The organism is Sphingobium bisphenolivorans, from assembly GCF_000412635.1.
GTDB classification, from domain to species: domain Bacteria; phylum Pseudomonadota; class Alphaproteobacteria; order Sphingomonadales; family Sphingomonadaceae; genus Sphingobium; species Sphingobium bisphenolivorans.
Genome location: NZ_ASTG01000011.1, coordinates 20,510 through 43,779 on the forward strand (window position 1 = coordinate 20,510; position 23,270 = coordinate 43,779).

Genomic DNA, 23,270 nt, shown 5'->3' on the forward strand with positions numbered 1-23,270 from the left:
TCTTTGTAGATGGGAGACTAGCCTTCCGGCAAGCGCGGCCCGAAACGATCCGCTGTTTGTCAGCGCCTTATTTGTCGCGCAGGCGCACCGGCAGGAAGACGGCCGGCTGACCGCGGCGCAGTACCTGGAGCAGGATGGCGCTGCGACCCTGCGACGACACGGCCTTGACCTGCGCGTCGAGGTCCGCCTGGCTGGTGACAGGGCGGTTGTTCGCGGTGATGATGACATCGCCGCGACGCAGGCCCTTGCTGCCAGCATCGGTGGAGGCATCGACCGCCGTGATCACGATACCGCGCGTATCGGTAGCGAGGCCGAGCTGGCGAGTGATGTTAGGCGTCAGCGGGATCGCGGAGATGCCGAGCGACTGTTGTGCCGCTTGCGCACCGCCAGGCTGATTGTCCTGCTGCTGGTTGAAGTCCTCATCCTGGCTCTGCGCGAAGCGGTTGAGCTCGTCCTCGGACGGCCGCTCCCCGACGATGGCAGTCACAGTTTGACGCTGGCCGTTGCGCAGGAGCACGATCGGCACGCGCGACCCGATCGGCTGGGACGCGACGATCGAGGACAGATTCTGGTCGGGCGTTACCTCTTGCCCTGCGACGCTGACGATCACGTCGCCCGCCTTGATGCCTGCGCGGTCGGCGCCCTTGCCCGGTTCGACGCCCTGGACGAACTCGCCCCGATTCTTCGCCAAGCCGAGCGAGTCGGCGAGATCCTCGCCGAGCGGGCTGATTTGGATGCCGAGATAACCGCGCTTGACGCTCTGGCCCCGGCGCAGCGTGTCTACGATCGGCGCCGCCTGTTCGGACGGGATGGCAAAGCCGATGCCGACGTTGCCGCCCGAAGGCGAGAGGATCTGGCTGTTAATGCCGATCACATTGCCGCGCATGTCGAACATCGGGCCGCCGGAGTTGCCCTGGTTGATCGATGCGTCGGTCTGGATGAACTTGTCGTAAGTGCCGCCCGTGCCCCGATGGACGGCCGAGATGATGCCGGCCGTGACTGTGCCGGACAGGGCGAAGGGGTTGCCGATGGCGATCACCCAGTCGCCGACGCGCGCCTTCGCGCTGTCGCCAAACTTGACGAAGGGGAGGGCCTTCTTCGCGTCGATCTTGAGGACCGCGATGTCGGTCGCCGGGTCGCGGCCGATCAGGCGGGCGCTATATTCCTCGCGATTGGTGAGCGTAACGGTGATCGAGTCGACCGACGCGCCTTCGGCTCCTGCCGACACCACATGGTTGTTGGTGACGATATAGCCGTCCGCCGAGATGATGAAGCCGGAACCTAGCGACTGCGCCTGGCGCGTCTGGGGCTGACCGCCCTGGCCTTGGCCGAACAGGTCGCCGAAGGGTGTCCCGGCAAATGGGTTCTGCACCTGAACCCGCTGGCGCGTCGAAATATTGACGACGGCCGGCTGGAGCTTCTCGACCATGTCGGCAAGGCTGGCTGGCGCACCTGCGGGCGCAGCGGCCTGCATACCTTCATTCTGAGCGGTTTGGGCGCCGACGTTCGGGCTGGACGTGACGGCAATGGCGGTGCCGCCGAGCAGCAGGGCGCCGGTGATGGCATAAGCGTAACGCACTCGTGACGGTCCTCTCATGAACTTGCGAAGGTAAGGGCGGACTCTACGGAAGAGGGGATGCGCCGCCCTGCCTTAACGGTCTTTGAATGGCGCTGGTTCCGTAATGATCAAGCCACTCATTTAGCGCTATTTCCTTTCCGATGATCGCCGCAACTTACATCAGCGCCCCTGAAACTGCTTCAGGAAATCATTGTCACGCGACAGCACCATGGATGTCGATCCCGTCCGATCAGGCGCGAAGGTGTAGCGATAGGCCTGCATCGCCCGGTAGAAATCATAGAATTGCGGGTCCTTGCCGAAACTTTCGGCATAGATGCGCGCGGCATTGGCGTCCGCTTCCGCCCGGATGATCTGCGCCTGCTTGGCGCCCTGGGCGCGGATCGTCAGCGCTTCCTGCTCGCGCGCGGTGCGCATGCGGGTGAAGGCGCTCTCCAGCGGAGCGCCGTCAGGGAGGTCGGCACGCTTGATCCGGACGTCCACGATCTGCGCGCCATATTGGCGGGCGACGCGGTTCAGCCCCGCCTCGATATTGTCCATCACCTGGCCGCGCTCGGGCGAGAGCAGCGCGGCGAAGGGCCGCTTGCCCAGTTCGTTGCGCAGCGCCGAGCCAAGAATCGGACGCAGCGCGTCGGACACGCGGTCCTCGTTGCCGGCCGCGATATACATGCGCAGCGGATCGACGATCCGGTAGCGGGCAAAGGCGTCGACCTGAAGCCGCAACTGGTCGGTGGAGAGCACCTGCTGCCGCTCCATCTCGACCGACAGCACGCGCTTGTCGATCCAGACGATCTGGTCGATGAACGGCCAGCGCAGGATGACGCCCGCGCCGGTCTTTCCGAAATCCTCGTTCGGGCGATAACGGTTGATGATCTTCTTCGGGTCGCCGAAGCGAACGATCACGCCCTGCTTGGTTTCGGGCACGATCGCGATGGTGCTGCCGATCAGCAGCAGCGCAGCAATAGCGAGCAGCGCGAGTGCGACGGGATGGCGGACCAGGGTCTGCATCACTGTCCCTCCTCGGCCGACTGAGCGCTGGCGCCCTGCGCGCGGCGCTTGAGTTCAGGCAGCGGCAGGAACGGCGTCACATTGCCGCTTTCAACGATGGTCTTGTCGACGTTCGACAGGACGCCCTCCATGGTTTCATAATACATGCGGCGGCGGGTCACGTCGGGTGCGAGCTTATATTGCTCATACACCTTGTCGAAGGACGCCGCTTCGCCCTGCGCCTTTGCCGTGACTTGCTGCGCGGCGGCGCGCGCCTCGTTCAGATAGGTCTGCGCTGTCTGCTGGGCGGCGGATACCGCCTTGAACGCGTCATTGACGGCTGTGGGCGGATCGGCCTGCTTGATGGCGACGCCCTGCACGCGGATGCCCGATTTGTAGCCGTCGAGTATCTCCTGCATGCGCAGTTCGACCTGCTGTTCGATCTCCGTACGGCCCGCACCCAGCGCGTCCTCCAGGCTGACGCTGGCGACGACCGAGCGCATCGCGCTTTCGGCGACCTCGCGCACGGTGGTGTCCGGGTCGGAAAGCTGGAACAAATAAAGCTCCGGATTGCGGATGTTCCAGCGTACCGAATAGGCGAGGTCGATGATGTTCTGGTCGCCGGTCAGGACCAGATTCTCGCTCTCCGCGCGGGTCGATCCGACGTCGATGGTGCGGATCTCCTCCACGTCGACGGTCGTTACATTTTCGAGCGGGGCTGGCAGTGTCAGGCTGATGCCCGGCGACAGGGTGCGGCTATATTTGCCGGCCAGCGTGACCACGCCCCGTTCCTGCGGACCGACACGGTGGAAGCAGGTCAGCACCAGCCAGAGCAGGATGAGAATGCCGACGGCGGCGGGCCACAGCGTCTTGCCGCTCGGCCGCGGCGGCAGGTTGCCGAAGCCGCCGCCACTGCCCTGGCCGAAACTTTCCTTACTCCGCCGCAGCAGTTCCTCGATCGCGGAAGGGCCCTTGCCCGATGGTCGGCCGGGCTGCGTCCAAGGATTGCGCGGCCCGCCTTCGCGTCCGCCGCTACCTTCGCCCTTCTGACCGTCCCCATCCGGTCCGTCGCTCTTGCCGCCCCAGGGGCCCTGGACCATGGCGCTCGCAATAGCCGGCATCCGCCCGAAAATTCTCTTCATTGCCTCTCTATAGGAAGGGTGGCCCATGAAAAACAGTGCCCTTCGCAACGATTATTGTGTCGAAACATGTCGCCACCCCGCCAACGCCGGTTCCGCTCGGGCCCAAACCGCAGTAGAGGCGCTGTCATGACCGACCTCGATGATTTCGCCGCCCGCCTGAAGACGCTGACCGATGGACGGGCGAGTGCGCCGCGCTTGAAGGACGGGGTGATGTCGCTTGCGCTGGACGTGAGCGGCCTGTCGCCTGAGCAGCGGGACGCCGTCGCGGCCGCGATCCGCGAAGGCGCGCTGAGGGTGCCGGGCGTCGAGGATGTGCGGATCGCCATGACGGCGGAGCGCAAGGCGATGAAGATCATCGCCGTCGCTTCGGGCAAGGGGGGGGTGGGCAAGTCGACCCTTTCGGCCAATCTCGCCGTAGCGCTGCAAAGGCTGGGCCTGCGGGTCGGGCTGGTCGACGCCGACATTTACGGCCCGTCGCAGGCTCGGCTGATGGGCAGCGAGGACAGGAAGCCGCAGGCCAAGGAGAAACAGCTGATCCCGGTGTCGAGCCCGTTCGGCATCCCGATGCTGTCGATGGCGCATCTGGTAGAGCCCGGCAAGGCGCTGGCATGGCGCGGGCCGATGGCGGGCAACGCGCTCTCGCAGCTGATCGACGCCGATTGGGGTGCGACGGAGTTGCTGGTGGTCGATATGCCGCCGGGCACCGGCGATGTGCAGCTGTCCATGGTGCAGAAGCATAAGCCGGCGGGCGCCGTCATCGTCTCGACGCCGCAGGACCTGGCGCTGATCGACGCGACACGCGCGGTCAGCCTGTTCGAACAGACGCAGGTGCCACTGATCGGCTTGGTCGAGAATATGGCGGGCTATGCCTGCCCCCATTGCGGCGAGATTTCCGATCCCTTCGGCGCCGGCGGGGCGGAGGCGGCCGCGCGGGAGATGGGCATGCCCTTCCTTGGGCGCATACCGCTTGCCATCGACATTCGCCGCCGCTCCGACGCGGGTGATCCTCCGGCGGCCGGTGAGGACGAGCATGCCGCTGCCTTCCGCGCAATCGCGGAGAAGGTGGCGCAGTGGGTCAAGAGCGGCGGATAATGGAGCAGTTCGGCTCCGCAACCGGATAGATGCTGAAACAAGTTCAGCATGACGGTGTTTCGATACAGACGCCCCCGACAGTCACAAGGACCCCGCCATGCCCCTCACCGCGCCGCAAGATATCGCCGATCTGCTGAACGAAACTCGCACGATCGCGCTCGTTGGGATTTCCGACCGGCCCGGCCGCCCCAGCTATGGCGTAATGAGGATGCTGCAGGACCATGGCTATCGCGTGCTGCCAGTGAACCCGCAAATCGCGGGCGAGCATGTTCATGGGGAGTTCGTCTGGGGACGGCTGGCCGACATCGGCGTCCCGATCGACATGGTCGACATCTTCCGTCGCAGCGAGGCAGCGGGAGAAGCGGTGGACGATGCCATCGCGGCAGGTGCCAAATCCGTGTGGCTCCAGATCGGCGTCATCAATGAGGCAGCGGCGGCGCGGGCGAAGGCGGCTGGGCTCAAGGTCGTGATGGATCGCTGCCCCGCGATCGACATTCCGCGCCTGAATATCGCACCGATCCGCGCGCAATAGTGCTTTTCAGCCGGGCTAACCCTCTCTATCACCGCTGACATGGGGCGATTACCGCGCAGGCAGGTTCAGCAGGTCAAGGAAGGTTTGAACCGGCGCACCCTGCTTATCGGCGGCGGAGCGACGGCAGGATTGCTGCTCGCCTGGGCGGCATGGCCCCGGAGCTATCGGCCCAACCTCAACACTGCGCCTGGCGAAACGCCGTTCAACGCCTTTCTGAAGATCGACCGGTCTGGTCAGGTCATTGTCGTCTCGCCGCAGACGGAGACAGGCCAGGGCGTCAGCACGCTATTGCCGCAGATATTGGCGGATGAGCTGGGCGCCGACTGGCGCACGGTAGGCGTCCAGAGCGCACCGATCAGCCCGCTCTACGCCAACAGCCTGCTCGCCCGGCAGTGGCTGGCGAACGACTGGAGCCGGCTTGGCGGCGGCGCGGGCGAGTGGGCGATTGACCAATATGCGACGCGCCACGCGCTCATGTTGACCGGCGCGGGCACCTCGGTGCCGATGTTCCACCAGGCCTATCGCGAAGCCGGTGCGGCGGCGCGCGTGCTGCTGTGCAAGGCGGCGGCGGCGCGCTGGGACGTGCCATGGGAAAGCTGCGACATTCGGGCCGGCATCATTTCCGACGGGGCGCAGCGCACGTTGAAGCTGGGTGAGGTGGCGGAGGAAGCGGCCGCATTCGACCTTCCCGACATACTGCCCCTTCGCCAAGCCGATGTGGATCGCCTTGCCGGACAGGAATTGCCGCGGCTCGACACGCCGTCCAAGATCGACGGCAGCCATAATTTCGCAGCCGATATCCGCCTGCCCGACATGGTCTTCGCCTCGATCCGCCAAGGGCCGATCGGCAACGCGGTGCTGAAAAGCGTTCGCGAGGATGCGGCGCGATCGGTCAGCGGCTTCCTCAAGCTGATCCGGCAGGAACGCTGGGTCGCGGTCGTCGCGACCAACTGGTGGGCGGCGAACAAGGCGCTCGATCTGGCTGACCCCGTCTTCGTTATTTCGGGCAAGCCGGTGGAGAGCGCAGCCATGGAAGCGACGCTGGAGGCGGCCTTCTCCGGCTCCTCCGGCCAGCGCCTCTATGCGCAGGGCGACCTCAAGCCGCTGTTCGAAGATGCGACCATCCTCGCCAGCGAGTATCGGGTAGCGCCGGGTCTGCATCTGGCGCTGGAGCCGATGAGCGCGACCGCTCGCGTCACAGAGGAAGGCGCTGAGGTGTGGATGGCGACGCAGGCGCCCAGCCTCGCGCGCGCCGCCATTGCTGATGCGCTAGGGCTGGCGACAGGGCAGGTGACGCTCTACCCGTTGCACGCCGGGGGTTCGTTCGGGCGGAAGATGGACTTTGAACCAGGCGTACAGGCCGCACTGATCGCGCGCGACATGGGACGGCCGGTGCAGTTGCTCTGGTCGCGGATGGAGGACGTCATCCAGGACCGGCCGAGCGCGCCTGCGCATGCGCGCATGGCGGCGAAGCTTGGCCGCAACGGTGCTGTCGAAGGCTGGCTGGCGAAGCTGGCCGCGCCCTGCGCCATGACCCAGACCTGGAGCCGGATCGCGGACGGCAAGCTGCCGCATGAGGCTAGCCTGGATGCTTCCAACGCCTCCACCCGGCTCGCGGTGGCCGGCATGGAGCTGCCCTATGCGGTGCCGAACTGGGCGGTGGACCATTTCCCTGCCGAAATCGGCCTGCCGCTCGGCTTCGCGCCCGGCAATGCGCATTTGCACGGGGCGTTCTTCACCGAGAGCTTCGTCGATGAGCTGGCGCATCAGGCAGGAACTGAGGCAATGTCCTTCCGCATTCAGATGCTCGGGGGCAATCCCCGCCTCGCGCGCTGTCTTACCACCGTTGCGGCGATGGGCGGTTGGCAGGGCGGCATCGGCGGGAGCGGGCAGGGGCTCGCTGCGCATGTGATGAACGGCGCTTTCATCGCGGTGATGGTGGAAGCCGGGATCAACGACGGCAAGCTGCAGGTCGGGCGGATCGTCGCTGCCGTGGATGGCGGCGATCAGGTCAATCCCGACATCGCCCGACAGCAGGTCGAAGGCGGGCTCATCTATGGTCTGGCGATGGCGATGGGGGCGACCGTCCCTTATCGAAAGGGCATGCCGACCCGCGCCATGCTGGGGAGAATGGGGCTACCCCGCTTGGGCGATGTGGGCGAAGTGTCGGTCGAGCTCGTCCGCAGCACGGCCGCACCGGCGGGACTGACGGACATCGGCGCACCGGTCATCGCTCCGGCGATCGCCAATGCCCTGTTCACGACCGCCGGACGGCGCTTCCGCACCCTGCCCTTGTTGTTGGAAGGGTGACTGAACGTGACAGGTAAGATCGGAGTTCTGCTCATCAACCTTGGCACCCCCGATGGGCCGGATCCTGCCTCGGTGCGCCGCTATCTGGCGGAATTTCTTTCAGATCGGCGCGTTGTCGAAATTCCATCCCTTATCTGGCAGCCGATACTGCGCGGACCCATCCTGCTGACCCGGCCCCGCAAGTCGGCTCATGCCTATCGCCAGGTGTGGATGGAGGGCGGCTCGCCGCTAGCCGTTTATACGCGCGACACGGCGCTCGCCCTGCAACTCCGCATGGGCGCCGAAGTCTCGGTCGACTGGGCCATGCGCTATGGCAATCCCTCGATCGGGCATCGCTTGACGGCCATGGTGCAGGCGGGGTGCGAGCGCATCCTGCTTGCACCGCTCTATCCGCAATATTGCGCGGCGACGACGGCGACCGCGCTCGACGCAGCTTATGCTGCCCTCGCCAAAATGCGCGCGCAGCCCGCTATCCGAACGCTGCCGCCCTATTATGCCGATGCTGCTTATGTGGAGGCGCTGCGCGCGTCGACGGAAGCGCAGCTTGCTGCGCTGGATTTCGAGCCGGACCTGCTGATCGCAAGCTTTCACGGCATGCCTGAGAGGACGCGTGCGCTGGGCGACCCCTATTATGCGCAATGTCTGGAAACCGCCCGGCTGCTGGAGCAGGCGCTCGAGCGGGAGGTGCGCGTTACCTTTCAGTCGCGTTTCGGCCGGGCCAAATGGCTGGGTCCGGCAACCGATGAAGTGCTCAAAGGCCTGCCTTCTTCAGGCGTTCGCAGCGTTGCGGTGCTGACTCCGGGCTTTTCCGCCGATTGCCTTGAGACTTTGGAGGAGATCGCCATCCGGGGGAAAGAGGAGTTTATATCCTCGGGCGGTCATAAATTTGTCCATTTAAGTTGTTTGAACGCGTCTATGGGCGCTATAAACCTGTATGAGGAACTGGCAGGTCGTGAACTTACCGGCTGGCTCGCCACATAAGTTGTCCTTCCCGTTCTTGTCTTGAGGAGAGGCTATCATGAGCAAGGTTGCAGTCGTCACAGGCGGAACGCGTGGTATTGGCGAGGCGATTAGTCTGGCCCTCAAGGATATGGGTATCTTGGTGGCTGCCAACTATGCGGGAAATGAGGAAAAGGCGCGGCAGTTCTCCGAGAGAACAGGGATCAAGTCTTTCAAATGGGATGTCGGTGATCATGAGGCCTGCATTGACGGCTGCGCCGCAGTTGCTGAAGACCTTGGTCCAATTGACATCGTCATCAATAATGCCGGCATCACTCGCGACGGCGTATTGGCGAAGATGAGCTTTGAAGACTGGAACGAGGTGATGCGTATCAACCTCGGTGGTTGCTTCAACATGGCGAAGGCCACTTTCAACGGCATGCGCGAGCGGGGCTGGGGGCGCATCGTCAACATTGGCTCCATCAATGGTCAGGCTGGCCAATATGGGCAAGTAAACTATGCCGCGGCTAAATCCGGCATCCACGGCTTCACCAAGGCTCTGGCGCAGGAAGGCGCGAAATATGGGGTGACGGTCAATGCCATCGCACCCGGTTATATAGACACCGACATGGTGGCAGCTGTCCCGCCGCCGGTATTGGAGAAGATCGTTGCCAAGATTCCGGTCGGCCGTCTGGGTCAGGCCGAGGAAATTGCGCGCGGCGTCGCCTTCCTGTGCGGCGAAGAGGCCGGCTTCGTGACCGGCAGCACATTGTCGATCAACGGCGGCCAGCACATGTATTGATGGAAGATGGCGGTAGAATCGATGGCGTCCCACCGCCGGAGGCACCGCCCTTCGCTCCGCCCGTCAAGCGCAGCGTCACCATCGCTGGTCATCAGACCGCCATCAGCCTTGAGCCGATATTTTGGCAGGCCCTCCGCACCATAGCGATGCGGGAGGGCTTGCCCCTTAACGCCCTCATCGCGCGCATCGATGTTGCGCGATTAGGGGCCCCGCACCCGCCCAATTTAGCAAGCGCGATACGCTGCTGGCTCTTCGCGCAGCAAGCCAAAAATAATAACTGTTCGCAATAGCATTGACTTTGCGAACGACTCTCAATAGCTGCCGCCCTGAGATAACGAAAGGGGTTAAGCTTGATGTCCAGCAGTTCCAGATCGATACCGTCTTTCCTGGCGCTCGGCTGCGTGAGCGCTATCGCGTTCGCCGCGCCGGGCCATGCTCAGGATGAGGCGCCCGCCGCCAAGCTCGGCGGCATGACGGTGACCGACACGGCGCTCGATGAACCCACCGTCAAGGTCGAGAAGGCGGAGTCTCCGAAATATGTCCGTCCGCTGCTGGACACGCCGCAGACCATCACGGTGATTGGCAAGGAAACGATCCAGCAGCAGAATCTGCTCACCTTGCGCGATGTGCTCTCGACCGTGCCCGGCATCACTTTCGGTGCGGGCGAAGGTGGCTTTGGCTATGGCGATCGCATCATCCTGCGCGGACAGGACGCGAAGAATGACGTGACCGTGGATGGCGTGCGTTCGGGCGCCTTTCTAAACCGCAACGAAGTCTATAATATCGAGCAGGTCGAAGTCACCAACGGCGCCAATTCGGTCATGAACGGCGGAGGCTCTGTCGCCGGCACGATCAACCTCGTCACCAAGCGGCCGCTGGCAGACGATCAGACGATATTGAACGCTGGTGTCGGCACCGACAATTATTATCGTGCTACGGTGGATGCCAACCACCGCGTCAATGACTTGATCGCCGTACGCCTGAACGCCGTCTATCATGAGAATGACGTGCCCGGCCGCGATGTGGAGGACTACAAGCGCTGGGGGATCGCGCCCGCCATCACGATCGGCATCGACAGCCCGACCAGCCTGACCCTCCAGGGCGAATATCTGGACGACAAGGCGATGCCGCAATATGGCATCCGCTACTTCCCGGCACTGGGCGGCATCACCGATGACTTCGACCGCTCAGGCTATTATGGCTACGCCAATCTCGATCGTCAGGACAGCAAGACCAAGTCGCTCCAGACCATCTTCAGCCATGAATTCAGCGACAGCGTGAAGATCCGCAACCTCACGCGCTATGAACATATCCGCCAGCATACGGTGACCAGCCAGCCCAACGGCGTCTTCTGCCTCGACAATGGCACGGCGGGCGGGTTCAATCCGGATACGGGCGGCGCCTGCACCCAGCGGATCGGCACGACCGCCGCCGGGCAGACGCTGACGATCCCCGTGGGCTATTATGTTCCGACGGGCGGGCGCGGCAACCAGCGCTTCATCACCAACGAGACGGCCTATAACCAGATCGACCTCAGCGCCGACTTCGAGACGGCCGGTGTCGGGCACACCCTAGTGCTGGGTGCATCGGCTTTGTGGGAAAAATATAATCAGCGCGCCGGCCTCATCGGCCGCACCGCCAATGGCTTCGACCCCTATGCCGCGCCGTTCACCGCGCCGGCGACAGGCGCTGGCACGGCCAATCCAGCCTATAATGCTGGGGCAAGCCTGGGCTTCTATCTTCCGCTCGTCAATATCGCCAATCCGGGCGACGTGATCGCGGGCCCTGCTGCGACCACGGGTCTCCCGCGCGTCTATGGCAGCAACAATTATGTCGGACCGGTCAACTTCATCCTTGGCACGCACAATCAGGGCGAACAGACCAGCTATGCCGCGTATCTGTTCGACGCGATGAAGTTCAGCGATTGGTTCGAGATCAACGGCGGTATCCGCTACGAGAAGGTGAAGGGCCTCAGCCGCACCTTCAGCTATGACACGGTCGGCGGTTCTCCGACGCTCGGTCAGCCGACGACGGTGGCCAACCTGCCGCGCACCGACGACAATCTCTTCTCCTACCGCGTCGGCGCCGTATTCAAGCCAACGCCCGACACCAGCCTCTACATCGCCTATGGCAACTCCAAACTGCCGTCCAAGGCGTCGGTCGATGGCTCCTGCACCGCTGTCAATGCGGCAGGGGGCAGCGGCACCTGCAATGTGAAGCCGGAAACCACCAAAAATTACGAAATCGGCGCCAAGGCCGACCTGTTCGACAAGAAGCTGCTGCTGACCCTCGCCGCTTTCCGCAACGACCGTAACCAGATCAAGGTTCTATCGGGCGATCCGCTGTTGCCGGACCAGGCGACGGATGGGCACCAGCGGGTGGAGGGTATCTCCTTCGGCGCGTCGGGCAACATCACCAGCAACTGGACGATCTCCGCCAACTACATGTACCTGAAGAGCGAAATCAGGCAGGGCGTGTCCGACTACTGTCTTGCCAATCCCGGCTCGACCAGCACCGTGGCAGGCAATTGCGCGAACAGCACCACGTTCCTCGATCCGACGGCCGGTTATGCGCTAACCAACACGCCCAAACATTCGGGCAGCCTCTTCACGACCTATCGCTTCGGCTTCGGGCTGGAACTGGGCTATGGCCTGACCTATCAGGGCCGCTTCCTGCTCAATCAGCCGACCCTGGCGCAACTCACCGCAGGCAATTATGTCGCCTATTATGTGCCGAGCTACACCATTCACCGGTTCATGGCGTCTTATCCGATCACCGAAAATCTGAAGGCCCAGGTGAATGTCCAGAACTTCACCAATGAGAAATATGTGACGACGGTGCGGAACAGCATCGGCAACAGCTGGGCTCAGCCCGCCCCGACGCGCTCGGCGGTGTTCAGCCTCAACTATATCTTCTGAACGCGACTATCCCCCGGCATCCGTCCCTTGCCGGGGGAAGCGGGCGGGCGGCGATAATCCTCCTCCTCGGGTTGCCGCCCGTCCGGTCCTTCGCGGAACTGCAAAGCGTGCGATTGATTCGCATTATGATTCGCGTTATCTGCTTGCGCCGCAGGCTGCGGCCGTAAAGGGGAACATGCATGCTCGGTACAGCGGAAAAGTTCGTTGCGGATGATTATGCATCGTCCGACTTTCCGACCTCGGCGCCCGTTCTTCCCCTTCAGCCGAGCGCCCTCGTGTCCGTTGTTCCGGACGCGTTCTCGCGTTACGGTCAGCATGGCCGTCCGAACCTGCCGGCCATTCTCCTCATCCTTCTTGTTCACGCCGCGCTGATCGCGGTTGTCGTCCAGGCCCGGCACCATGTGCAGCGGGTGCGCGAGGCTCAACTGTCGGTCGTGAACCTGACGCCTCCGCCGCCGCCGCCTCCCGCTGAAGAGGCACCGCCCCCTCCGCCCTCGCAGCCGCAGGTCATCGCTCCGCCGCCGCTGGTGCAAGTGCCGGTTCCGCCGGCCCCGATCGCCACCGCGCCCGAGCCTCAGCCGATCCAGGCCCCTGCCGCCAAGAGCGTGAGCCCTGGCCCGATTGCCAGTGCGCCCGCTGCGCCTGCCGCTGGACCCAGCACGGTGCAGGCCGGCGACCTGAGTGCCCAGATGATCGCGGGCAAGCCGCCGCGCTACCCGACCGAAAGCCGCCGCAAGCGCGAGCAGGGCACGGTCGTCCTGTCGCTGATCCTGGGCACTGACGGAGCGGTCGAGAGCCTCGCCATCGCGCAGAGCAGCGGCTTCAACCGGCTGGACGACGCAGCCCGCGACGCTATCCGCACCTGGCGTTGGAAGCCGGTGGTCCGCGACGGTCAGCCGGTCCGCGTAAAGGGCATCGTCGAAATCCCCTTCGTTCTTCGCGGCGCGTGACGGCAGCATGCTGACGGTCATTCCCGACCTGCTGGACGCCCGGGCGGTGGCCCAAGTGCGCGCCCTGATCGATGCGGCGCAGTGGGTCGACGGCAATATCACCTCCGGCCATCAATCGGCGCTTGCCAAGCGTAACCTTCAGTTGCCCGAGGATGCGCCGGAAGCCCAACAGGCCGGGCAGATCGTGCTGGAGGCGCTTGGCCGTTCCCCACTGTTCATCGCCGCCGCGCTGCCGCTCAAAATTTTTCCGCCTTTGTTCAACAGCTATGCGGGCGGGCAGGCCTTTGGCACCCATGTCGACAATGCGGTGCGCATCCAGCAGGGCTCTGGTTTTCGCTTGCGCTCCGATCTGTCGATCACGGTTTTCCTGGAAGAGGCCGAAGCCTATGAGGGCGGCGAACTAACCGTCGAAACCAATTTCGGCGTACAGCGGGTGAAGCTGCCGGCGGGGCATGCGGTACTTTACCCCTCATCCTCTTTGCATCGCGTCGAGCCGGTGACATCGGGTCGGCGCGTGGCGAGCTTCTTCTGGATTCAGTCGATGGTGCGCGACGACGGGGCGCGCCAGATGCTGTTCGACCTCGACAGCAGCATTCAGGCTTTGGCGGTCGATCGAGGCCATGATGATGCGCAGGTCATTCGCCTGACGAGCGTCTATCACAATCTGCTGCGCCGCTGGTCCGACGCCTGATTTCAGTCGAGCATCGCGGTGAGGGCAGGGGTCATATATTCCTGACCGGCGGTCCCGACGCGACGGATCAGCCGGGCGGCGAGGCCTGCGCGCGTGGCGAGGGCCATGCCCCGTTCGGGGCCGAGCACGGTGATCGCCGTCGCCCAAGCATCGGCCATCATGGCGCTTTCATGCAGCACGGTGACGGAGGCGACGTCGTTTGCGATCGGCGCGCCTGTGACGGGATCGATGCTATGGGAGAGCCGGGTCGCGCCCTCTTCCCGGAAGCGGCGGTAATCGCCAGAGGTCGCCACGCAAAGGCCGCAGAGCGCGATGCGGAGCGTGGGGAGGGGGAGGCCGGGCGGCGCCTCCACATCGACCCACCAGGGCTGAAGATCGGGCTTGATGCCTTGGCCCGCAAGCTCGCCGCCGATCTCGACGAGAAAGTTGGCCGTGCCCAGATCGCGCAGGGCTGCGGCCACCGCGTCGACCGCATAGCCCTTTGCAATGCCCGAAAAGTCAAGCGTCACATCGGCCAGCCGCCGCGCGCGTCCGCCTTCCAGTTCGATCGCGGTCCATGGGGCGGCGTGACTCGCAATAGTGGCGGCCGGGGTGACCCCGGCCGGGCCGAAACCCCAGTGGTCGACGATCCGGCCGACCGCCGGATCGAACGCCCCGCCTGACAGACGCGCCATCTCCAGCCCCGCGCGCAAGACGCCCCCCATCTCGGCCGGCAGTTCCATCCACTGTCCCACCGGCGTGCGGTTGAAGCGGCTGATGTCGGAATCCGCCTCCCAATTGCTCATCTGCGCGATGACGCGGGAGAGGACTGCCTCGATCGCCTGTCCACAGGCGGGAGGGGCACCCACGATGCGGGCCGACCAGCTTGTACCCATGGTCGGCCCGCTAAGGTCATCGATCCGCCCCCACCGGTTTCGGCCTGCGAACTGGTCAGGCGAGAGGCCGGGCGGGATGGCGATGCGCAGGGTAGGGCGCGGCTCGCTCAGAGCGCCAGCACTTCCAGCGTCGTAACATAGGAGGCGCGATCCTTGAGCGGGCCGGCAGGGCGCTGCGGCGCGGCGCCTTCAGGTCCCTTACCGCCGGCTGTTTGCTTCGCGGCCTGACCCGGCGCGCCTTCGCCGGGCCCGCCTTCACGGCCGCCAGTGCTGGCGTTCAGCCAATACATGCCTGGCTGCGGCCAAGTGACGGACAGCTTGCCGTTCGCGTCGGTGGTCAGGTCCTGCTGGCCCAGCGCGTCGCGGTAGCGATTGCCACCTGGGATCACCGTGACCTTCAGACCGGCGGCGGGCTTGCCGTTCAGCAGGAACTGGAAGGTCGCCGCCTCGCCCGCGACAAGGTCGTTGGGATGCGTGACCGGGACCAGTTCGATCCCGGTGCCTGTGGGCTTGAAGATCGTCGTGGTGGGCGCGCCCAGGGTCACGAAAAGCTCGTTGCGGTTGGCCGCTTCGGCGGTCTGGATATTGGTGGCGCCGGCAGGGATCGCCTGCGCCAGATTGGCCTTGGTCGTGCCGCGCGGCAGCCGCTTCTCCTCGCCATCCAGCGTATAGCTGCCCATCAGCATGGTCGACACATTGGCGATGCGGTAAGTGCCGGGCTTGGTCAGGTGGACATCGAAGGTCGAGCGATATTTGCCAGTCGCGGCATTTTCGATCTTGCCGAGCGCGCCGTCCGGCTCCGTCACGGCGACATTGTCGGTGCGCATCGCTGTATGGTCGAAATAGAAAAGGTCGTTGGACACGGCGGCATCCACCGTCACCCAGCTGTCGTTCCCCGACAGCGTGGTTGAAGATGGCAGCATCCACTGGCGATGCGCCTGCGCCGCGCCGGAGAGCGTCAGGGCGGCAAGCGCTCCCGCGATCAGATATCTGGCTTTCATCGATATTCCCCTTTTCACTTGCCGAAGCCGAGGCTGATCGCCCCCAATTCGCTATTGCCCTTGCCGCGCACCACAGCACCGGGCTTGGGGGGCCAGGCGAAGGGCAGCCGGACGAGTTCACGGCCGCCCACTTCGCGCGCTGCCTCCACCACCAGCGTGTAATTGCCGGCGGCAAGCTGGCCCAGTGGACCGCGCCCGGCGGTGAAGGCGATCTTCTGGTCGCCAGGCGCGCGCGTCGCGCCCGACACGCCATCGGCGGGGAAGCTCATCGAGCGGCCCGATACGCGCCACCACTGACGCACATCGCGCAGCCATTTGGTGCCTTCGCCCTTCGCCTTGTCGACATCATACCAGACTGAAAGGGTGCGGGGTGCCGCCCCTTCCTTCTCCAGCCAGATCGCCACATAGGGGCGGTGATATTCGGCGACGGAGAGACGCGGGATGTTGACGGTGACGTTCATCGTCTGCGCCTGCGCCGGCAGCGCTGCCGCGCCCGCCGCACCCAGCGCCGCGCCGCTGCCCAGAATCAGTTTGTAGCGATCATGCATGACCGGATGGTTCCCCTTAGTGGATAAAGATGATGGCGAGCATCGCCGGAAGCGCGAGCCCCATGGCGACCAGCGGCCATGTGGAGGGCCGCTTCTTCGCATGAAGTTGCAGCAGCAAAAGGCCCGTAAGAGCAAAGAGGAAGCAGGCGACCGCGAATATGTCGATGAACCATTTCCACGCCGTGCCGGTGTTCCGGCCCTTGTGCAGGTCGTTGAGATAGCTGATCCAGCCACGGCTGGTGGCTTCGCTGCTGACCTGCCCGCTTTGCCGGTCGATGCTGACCCAGCCGTCACCGCCGGGCCGGGGCAGGGCGAGATAGATTTCATCGGCGGACCATTCCGCCTCGCCCGTGCCATTTGCGCCCACCGCCTTCTCAACCCATTGCGCCACGGCGGCGGGCAGTGGCTTCTTGCTGTCGGGCGCACCATCAGGAGCCACCTGCTTCAGCAGGGGCGCAGGCAGAGTAGCCGACTTCTCCACCGTCCGCGGCGATCCTTCGACATCCGCGGCATGATTCAGCGTGATGCCGGTAAAGGCGAACAGCAGCAGGCCGATGAGGCTGATCGCGCTGCTCACCCAATGCCAGGTGTGAAGCTGCTTCAGCCAGAAGGCCTTCGGGCTTTTCTTCTTTTGCGGCTGAGAGCGGACGGGCGCGTGCATGGTAAGCGGAACGAATCCCCGGGAAAGGAGGTGGATCGGTAACGCGAACGACTCGCAATTGCAATTCTGATCGCCTGCCGAATTTGTAACAAAATGTACGGACCGAAGGGTGATGGCCCGGCTGCGTCGGTTCGCCGCAGCCTCTGCCGCCCTCTATTGACGGGGGTGAACATCCTGATTAGCCGCGCTTCGCCGGGCAGGTCACGGAAATCGCCCGCCAAACCGTCATGCCTTGTGACGGGTCGCGAAAGGGGACTGGACCATGCTGCTGCCGGGCATTGCCGCGGGAATGATGATGATGGGCGCGCAGCCGCTGCCGACGGGGGCTGCCTCGCCGCAGGGCGTGCCCGTCGTCGATGCGCAAAGCGCGGCGATTGCGCTGTATGGGTCTGCGCCGCCACCATCGCCGTCCTCGCCGCCGCCCGCTGCCGAGGCGCCAGCCGATCAGGGCGACGACATCGTCGTGACTGGCGCAGAGCGAGCACCGCCCGGCGATCCGTTCGAAAATCTCAACGCCAAGAGTTTTCAGGCGGTACAGTCGGTCGACAAGGCGGTCGTGGAGCCGGTCGCCAAGGCCTATAAAAAGGGATTGCCAAGGCCCGTGCGCAAGGGCTTCCGCAATTTCTTCGCCAATCTCCAGGAGCCGGTGGTGTTCGCCGCCTATCTGCTCCAGTTGAAACCGGGGAAGGCCTTCGAGACGGCGGGCCGCTTCACCATAAACACGACGCTTGGCGTTGCGGGGCTGTTCGACGTCGCGAAGCGCAAGCCCTTCTTTCTGCCCTATCGGCCCAATGGCCTGGCCAATGTGCTCGGCTTCTACGGCGTCGGCCCGGGGCCGTACATGTATCTGCCGATCGTCGGGCCGACGACGCTGCGGGACATCATCGGCGACACGGTGGACAAGATGATCGTGCCCTTCGCGATCGGGAAGCCCTTGACCGAGCCTGCCTATGTCATCCCCGCGACGATCCTCAATCAGTTGGGCGAGCGGGCGGCCTTCGACGATACGGTGCAGCAGATCCGCAAGCAGGACGACCCCTATGCCGCCTATCGCGAACTGTATCTGAACCAGCGCAAGGCGGAGATCGAGGCGCTGCACGGCCGCACGGTCGAAGGCGTGACGCCGGTCTACGGGCGCAGAATGGGCGAAGTGCCGGTCAACGTCGCGCCGGAAGAGGGCGAGTAGGCCGGCTCTCCCGCCGTTCGCCCTAAGCTGTCAAAGGCTCGGCTGAACGCCTTCGCCTCCGACAAACTCAGGGCAAATGGAAATTGGCATCCATGCTCCTGCGAAAGCAGGAGCACATGTCTACCTCCTACCGCCCCAGCAATGCCCGCGCCTGACCGGCAATCTCCGCCAGCATCGCCACATTCGGCGTTGCGGCGGTCTTGGCGCGCTGGACGAGGCTGCGGAATTGCTGGATGCGCGCAGCCTTTTGCTGCAGCCATTCGTCCACATGGGTGGCGATGTCCTTGCCCTTGGCCTGGCTCAGGAAATCCAGCCGCACCTGCTGCATGTCCCGCGCCACGCCGGAGATGAGCAGCCGCTCCCACGGGTCCGACGGCGCCATGCGTGCGGCGGTGGACTGCACCCAGTCGATGCCGACCGCTTCACCCAAATGGGTAAAGGCGCGGGTCAGCGCGACCTCATCCAGCTTCAGCCGCCCGGCGAGCGCGGCGATGCCGACCGCGCCGTCCAGCTTGAACAGGCCGGCTGTGCTCCTTGCCAGCGCCTCGGGCGCGCCGAGCGAGAGCAGGCGGTCCGTTACCGCTGTGACCCGGCGCAGCGCTTCGCTGGTGAGCAGGTCATCGACCTGCCGCGCCAGCGTATCGACGCCCTTGGCAAGGACGCCATGACCCTGCTGCGGCAGGGTGCCGGCCGGCAGGCTGCGCAAGATATCAGCGATCTGCGCCCGCATGCCGCTCGCTACGTCGCTGAACAACGCCAGGCGCGCCACTTCCGGCATTTCGGCCGCGTCGATCTGCGCCCATAGCTCGCCGATGCCGTAGAGCCGCTCCGCGATCAGGAAGGCGCTGGCAAGGTCCGCGAGCGAGCAGCCTTCCTCCTCCGCCAGTTCGAACGGGTGAATGAGGCCCATGCGGTTGATGATGCGGTTCGCCACCTTGGTCGCGATGATTTCGCGCGCCAGGGTATGCGCGGCGATGGCGTCGCCCTCCTTCTGCTGCATCGCAGGCGGGAAGGCAGCGGCGAGCTCCGCGCCCATGCTGGGGTCAGTGGCGAGATTGCCATGCTCGATTTTATCCTGCAGCGCGAGCTTGGCGGTGGAGAGAAGGACCGCCAGCTCCGGCCGGGTGAGGGCCTGTCCGTCCTGACCCCGGCGCAGCAACTGGTCGTTGGCCGCGAGGCCCTCCACCTGCCGGTCCAAGCGGCCGTCTTCCTCCAGCGTCTCGATCAGGCGCACATAACTTGCCAGATCGTCCGGCCCGCCTGCCTCGGCGATCGAAAGGCCGAGCGCCTGCAGGCGATTGTCCTCCAGCACGATGTCGGCCACCGCATCTGTCATGCTGACCAGCAGCGCGTTGCGATCCTCGAAGGACAAGCGGCCTTCCGCCATTTCCTTGTTGAGCGCGATCTTGATGTTGACCTCATTGTCGGAGCAATCGACGCCCGCGCTGTTGTCGATGAAGTCGGTGTTGATCCGCCCGCCCCGCAGCGAAAAGGCGATGCGCGCCGCCTGTGTGACGCCCAGGTTCGCGCCTTCGCCCACCACCTTGACGCGCAGCTGTTCGGCGTTGACGCGCAGGCGGTCGTTCGCCGGGTCGCCGACATCGCCATGGCTCTGCGCGGCCGCCTTTACATAGGTGCCGATGCCGCCGAACCACAGCAGATCGTTCGGGCTCTTGAGGATGGCGGCGATGAGGGCCGTTGGCTCCATCTCCGTCTCCGTCACCCCCAGCACCGCCTGCACCTGCGGCGTCAGCGGGATGCTCTTGAGGCTGCGGGGGAAGACGCCGCCCCCCTTGGAGATCAGCTTCTTGTCATAATCTTCCCAGCTGGAGCGCGGCAGTTGGAACAGGCGATCGCGTTCCTTCCAGCTCTTCGCCGGATCGGGATCGGGATCAAGGAAGATGTGGCGGTGGTCGAAGGCGGCGACCAGCTTGATCGCCTTGGACAGCAGCATGCCGTTGCCGAACACATCGCCCGACATGTCGCCGCAGCCGACGACGGTGATCGGCTGGCTTTGCACATCCACGCCCATCTCGGCGAAGTGGCGCCGCACGCTGATCCACGCGCCACGCGCAGTGATGCCCATCGCCTTATGGTCGTAGCCGTTGGACCCGCCGCTGGCGAAAGCGTCGCCCAGCCAGAAATGGCGCTCCAGCGCCAGCGCGTTGGCGACGTCGCTGAAGGTAGCCGTGCCCTTGTCGGCGGCGACGACGAAATAGGGATCGTCGCCGTCATGGATTACGACCCTGGCCGGATGCACGATCTCACCCTTGACGATATTGTCGGTGACCGACAGCAGCGAGCGGATGAAGATACGATAGCTTTCGGTGCCTTCGGCGAACCATGCGTCGCGGTCCGCCTGGGGATCGGGAAGCTGCTTGGGATAGAAACCGCCCTTCGCGCCCGTCGGCACGATGACGGCGTTCTTGACGCGCTGCGCCTTCATGAGGCCGAGGATCTCCGTGCGGAAATCGTCGCGCCGGTCGGACCAGCGCAGTCCGCCGCGCGCGACCGGTCCAGCGCGCAGGTGAATGCCCTCAACGCGCGGACTATAGACCCAGATTTCGCGCCAGGGCAGCGGCGAGGGCAGGCCGGGAATGACGGCGCTGTCGAGCTTGAAGGCGAGCGCTTCGTTAGCCGCGTCACTGTAGAAATTGGTGCGCAGCGTCGCGGTGATCACCGCGCGCAGCAGGCGCAGCACGCGATCCTCATCGATCGCCGTGACCTTTTCCAGTCCGGCCTCGATCTCCAGTTTCGCGGCCGCGGCGCGTGCTGCGCCGTCCTTGGCATCGGGATCGTGCAGCGCTTCGAACAACTCGACCAGGTGATGGGCGATGGCCTGCTCGCGCCGCAATGTCTCGGCGAAGGTGGCCATGCCATAGGCCACGCCCGTCTGCCGCAGATAGCGGAACAGGGCGCGCAGCAGCACGATGGCCCGCGGCTCCAGCCCGGCGATGACGATCAACTCGTTGAAGCGGTCGTTCTCGGCCACGCCCTCGACGACCTGCGCGATCGCTTCGGTGACGATGGCGGCCCGGGCGATCACCCGCTCCGCATCACCGCCGCCCGGAAGCTCCAGCACGAAGCGCTGGACATGGCCGAGCGTGCCGCTCTCCACTGCCGTCATCATTTCATCGATCACGCGGAAGCCGAAATTCTCGAAGGCCGGCACCACTTCCGACAGGGCGATAGCGTCATGGCTGTAGAGTTTCAGCCGCAGCCGGTCAGGCGCGTCTTCCTCATTGCGGTAGATACGGATGGATTTATCGCCCGGTGCCGACAGGCTGTGCAGCAGGCGAATATCGATCGCCGCCTCTGCCGGCCCTGCGCCGTTGCGATAGCCCATCGGGAAGCCCGCCGCATAACGCTGCGCCAGCGTGGCGGCGCGCCCCGCTTCCTCGCTTTGGGCCAGCGCTTCCTCGACAGCGGGCTGCCAGCCGCGCAACATCTGCTTGAGCTGCCGGTCGAGCGGCTGCTCGTCGGGCACGATGCCGCCGTCGCGCAGATCCAGCGTGATGCGCAGCAAGGCAAGGCCGCTTTCCTCCAGCGCGATCGACCAACTGAGCACGGGCCCGTTGCACGCCTGACTCAGCATGTCCTGCACCGCCACGCGGCGCGTCGTCGTCAACTCCTCGCGCGGGAGCCAGGCGAAGGCGTAGAGGTGCCGTTCCAGCGCGCTGGTTCCCAGCACCAGCTTGGGCCGGGGACGGTCGGTCAGCGACATGAAGGTCAGCACCAGCCGCTCCAGCGTCTCCCGGTCGAAGCCGATCAATATGTCATGAGGCAGGGCCGTCAGCGCATGGGTCAGGACCTTGCCCGCATGGCCGTGGGGATCGAAGGCAAACTTGTCCATCAACGCCGACAAGGCGGAGCGCAGCAGCGGCACCTTGTCGGGGGTCGCGGCGAGCGCAGCGCTGGTCCACATGCCGCTATGGATCGACAGGGCGACAACCTTTTTCCCCTCCCGCACGGGAACGATGATGAGGTCGAGCAGCACCGGCCGATGCACCCGCGAAACATGATTGGACTTGATGATCAGCGGCGTGCGCTTGCCTTCCTCGAACCAGTTGAACGCGGCTTCGAGTGAGGCGGGGGCGAGCAGCGGCTTGTCGCGGCGGCCGCAGATGCCGAGGCCGCCCTGCGCCGTCCCGTCGCGCTGGCGCCGTTCATGGCCGACCTGCGTGAAGTGGCGGGCCAGGAACCAGCGCAGCAGCGCCGCCCCTTCCTCGTCCGGGATCGCGTCGGCATCTGCCGCCATGGCATCGCGCATCTTCGGCCAGTCGGTAACGGCTGCCCGCACGTCGGCCAGTGTTTCCTGCAGCGCTTTTTCGAGCGCGCGGCGGGCCTTGGCGTCCGCTCGATCCGCCTCGATATAGATCATCGATTCCCGGCGCGCGCCGGGGGCGTCGTCTTCAAGGATCGTCTTCAGATGACCATTGCCGTCACGCTCCACCGACAGGATCGGGTGGAGCAGGCGATGGATGATGATGTCGGCCGATGCCAATGCATTGGCGATGCTGTCCACCAGGAACGGCATGTCGTCGTTGATGAGCGCGATCCGCATGTAGCGCCCGGTCGCCCCTTCGCCGAGCGTCTCCATTGCGATCGCCACATGGCCGGGCCGGCGCGTGTTGGCGGTACGGCACAGAAAGGCTGCCGCCTGCATGACCGCTTCGCTTCCGAAATCCTCACTTTCTCCCGGCAGCGCGCCGCGAGCGAGCGCTGCCTGCAGCGCGTCCCTGATGCTGTGATCGACTTCCTTCGTCTTGGACTCAGCCATCGCCGTCATTATGCAACCTCTTCCAGCGCGGACGCGCGTCCGCTTCTGCTTGAACCGAGAAGGCGCCGGGATGCCGCCGTGCGACTTCTCAAGCCGGCAAGTCTTCCCGCTTCGCGGAAATTGCCGGCTTTGCTATCGCCATCTTTATGCGCCACAGCTTTGGAGGGCTCAAGACGAGAGGAGAAATTAAGTTACGCCCGGTTGAAATATAACGATGCAGCGCCGCATGCAGGATGGATGTCATAGGCATAACAATCGGCGCCAGCCCATGATCCCGTTC

General features: G+C 64.8%; 18 protein-coding genes. 10 read left to right on the forward strand and 8 right to left on the reverse strand.

The annotated features are described in order from the left end of the window. Window positions 1-67 precede the first annotated feature (67 nt). The 3 genes from L858_RS0109860 to hflK all read right to left on the reverse strand — a co-directional run bounded on the left by L858_RS0109860 (window position 68) and on the right by hflK (window position 3,705). Entirely contained in the window at window positions 68-1,579 is a 1,512-nt protein-coding gene (locus L858_RS0109860) for a Do family serine endopeptidase (protein ID WP_022682983.1), read from the reverse strand. A 159-nt stretch (window positions 1,580-1,738) separates the two neighbouring features. Next, window positions 1,739-2,584, reverse strand: coding sequence for a protease modulator HflC (gene hflC / locus L858_RS0109865; protein ID WP_022682984.1), 846 nt, complete (start codon window positions 2,582-2,584; stop codon window positions 1,739-1,741). Then, window positions 2,584-3,705 (reverse strand): FtsH protease activity modulator HflK, encoded by a 1,122-nt coding sequence (gene hflK / locus L858_RS0109870; RefSeq protein WP_022682985.1) that lies wholly within the window; start codon window positions 3,703-3,705, stop codon window positions 2,584-2,586. Before hflK ends, hflC begins: the two co-directional genes overlap by 1 nt. 126 nt (window positions 3,706-3,831) lie before the next feature. Here hflK and L858_RS0109875 point away from each other — a divergent pair, with 126 nt between their 5' ends. The 9 genes from L858_RS0109875 (at window position 3,832) to L858_RS0109915 (ending at window position 13,939) form a co-directional block, all read left to right on the forward strand. Further along, the gene (locus L858_RS0109875; RefSeq protein WP_022682986.1) at window positions 3,832-4,797 is read left to right on the forward strand and encodes an Mrp/NBP35 family ATP-binding protein; all 966 of its coding nucleotides are present in this window, start codon (window positions 3,832-3,834) and stop codon (window positions 4,795-4,797) included. A 97-nt stretch (window positions 4,798-4,894) separates the two neighbouring features. Further along, entirely contained in the window at window positions 4,895-5,329 is a 435-nt protein-coding gene (locus tag L858_RS0109880) for a CoA-binding protein (protein WP_022682987.1), read from the forward strand. Window positions 5,330-5,368: 39 nt separating this feature from the next. Continuing rightward, window positions 5,369-7,639: a molybdopterin cofactor-binding domain-containing protein gene (locus L858_RS0109885; protein WP_022682988.1), complete on the forward strand. Its 2,271-nt coding sequence runs from the start codon at window positions 5,369-5,371 to the stop codon at window positions 7,637-7,639. Between the two features lie 6 nt (window positions 7,640-7,645). Next, window positions 7,646-8,620: a ferrochelatase gene (gene hemH / locus L858_RS0109890; protein ID WP_022682989.1), complete on the forward strand. Its 975-nt coding sequence runs from the start codon at window positions 7,646-7,648 to the stop codon at window positions 8,618-8,620. A gap of 37 nt (window positions 8,621-8,657) precedes the next feature. Beyond that, a complete protein-coding gene (phbB, locus tag L858_RS0109895) occupies window positions 8,658-9,380 on the forward strand; it encodes an acetoacetyl-CoA reductase (protein WP_022682990.1) in 723 nt (240 codons plus the stop codon). Then, entirely contained in the window at window positions 9,380-9,670 is a 291-nt protein-coding gene (locus L858_RS0109900) for a ribbon-helix-helix domain-containing protein (protein ID WP_022682991.1), read from the forward strand. Before phbB ends, L858_RS0109900 begins: the two co-directional genes overlap by 1 nt. Window positions 9,671-9,733: 63 nt before the next feature. Continuing rightward, complete coding sequence (locus tag L858_RS0109905; protein WP_022682992.1) at window positions 9,734-12,298, forward strand: TonB-dependent receptor; 2,565 nt, start codon at window positions 9,734-9,736, stop codon at window positions 12,296-12,298. A gap of 179 nt (window positions 12,299-12,477) precedes the next feature. Next, a complete protein-coding gene (locus L858_RS0109910; protein ID WP_022682993.1) occupies window positions 12,478-13,248 on the forward strand; it encodes an energy transducer TonB in 771 nt (256 codons plus the stop codon). Between the two features lie 7 nt (window positions 13,249-13,255). Next, window positions 13,256-13,939, forward strand: a complete 684-nt coding sequence (locus L858_RS0109915; protein WP_022682994.1) for a Fe2+-dependent dioxygenase — start codon at window positions 13,256-13,258, stop codon at window positions 13,937-13,939. Between the two features lie 2 nt (window positions 13,940-13,941). Here L858_RS0109915 and L858_RS0109920 read toward each other — a convergent pair whose 3' ends face one another. The 4 genes from L858_RS0109920 to L858_RS0109935 form a co-directional block, all read right to left on the reverse strand. Then, a complete protein-coding gene (locus L858_RS0109920; RefSeq protein ID WP_022682995.1) occupies window positions 13,942-14,814 on the reverse strand; it encodes an FAD:protein FMN transferase in 873 nt (290 codons plus the stop codon). A gap of 107 nt (window positions 14,815-14,921) precedes the next feature. After that, the gene (locus L858_RS0109925) at window positions 14,922-15,815 is read right to left on the reverse strand and encodes a DUF4198 domain-containing protein (RefSeq protein WP_022682996.1); all 894 of its coding nucleotides are present in this window, start codon (window positions 15,813-15,815) and stop codon (window positions 14,922-14,924) included. 14 nt (window positions 15,816-15,829) lie between these two features. Next, on the reverse strand, window positions 15,830-16,363 hold the full coding sequence (locus L858_RS0109930) for a DUF2271 domain-containing protein (RefSeq protein WP_022682997.1): 534 nt from the start codon (window positions 16,361-16,363) through the stop codon (window positions 15,830-15,832). A 16-nt stretch (window positions 16,364-16,379) separates the two neighbouring features. Further along, window positions 16,380-17,024 (reverse strand): PepSY-associated TM helix domain-containing protein, encoded by a 645-nt coding sequence (locus L858_RS0109935; RefSeq protein ID WP_022682998.1) that lies wholly within the window; start codon window positions 17,022-17,024, stop codon window positions 16,380-16,382. A gap of 262 nt (window positions 17,025-17,286) precedes the next feature. Here L858_RS0109935 and L858_RS0109940 point away from each other — a divergent pair, with 262 nt between their 5' ends. Then, a complete protein-coding gene (locus L858_RS0109940) occupies window positions 17,287-18,210 on the forward strand; it encodes an MlaA family lipoprotein (protein WP_022682999.1) in 924 nt (307 codons plus the stop codon). 127 nt (window positions 18,211-18,337) lie between these two features. Here the strand turns inward: L858_RS0109940 and L858_RS0109945 are convergent, their stop codons facing one another. Further along, entirely contained in the window at window positions 18,338-22,999 is a 4,662-nt protein-coding gene (locus L858_RS0109945; RefSeq protein WP_022683000.1) for an NAD-glutamate dehydrogenase, read from the reverse strand. Window positions 23,000-23,270: the final 271 nt, after the last annotated feature.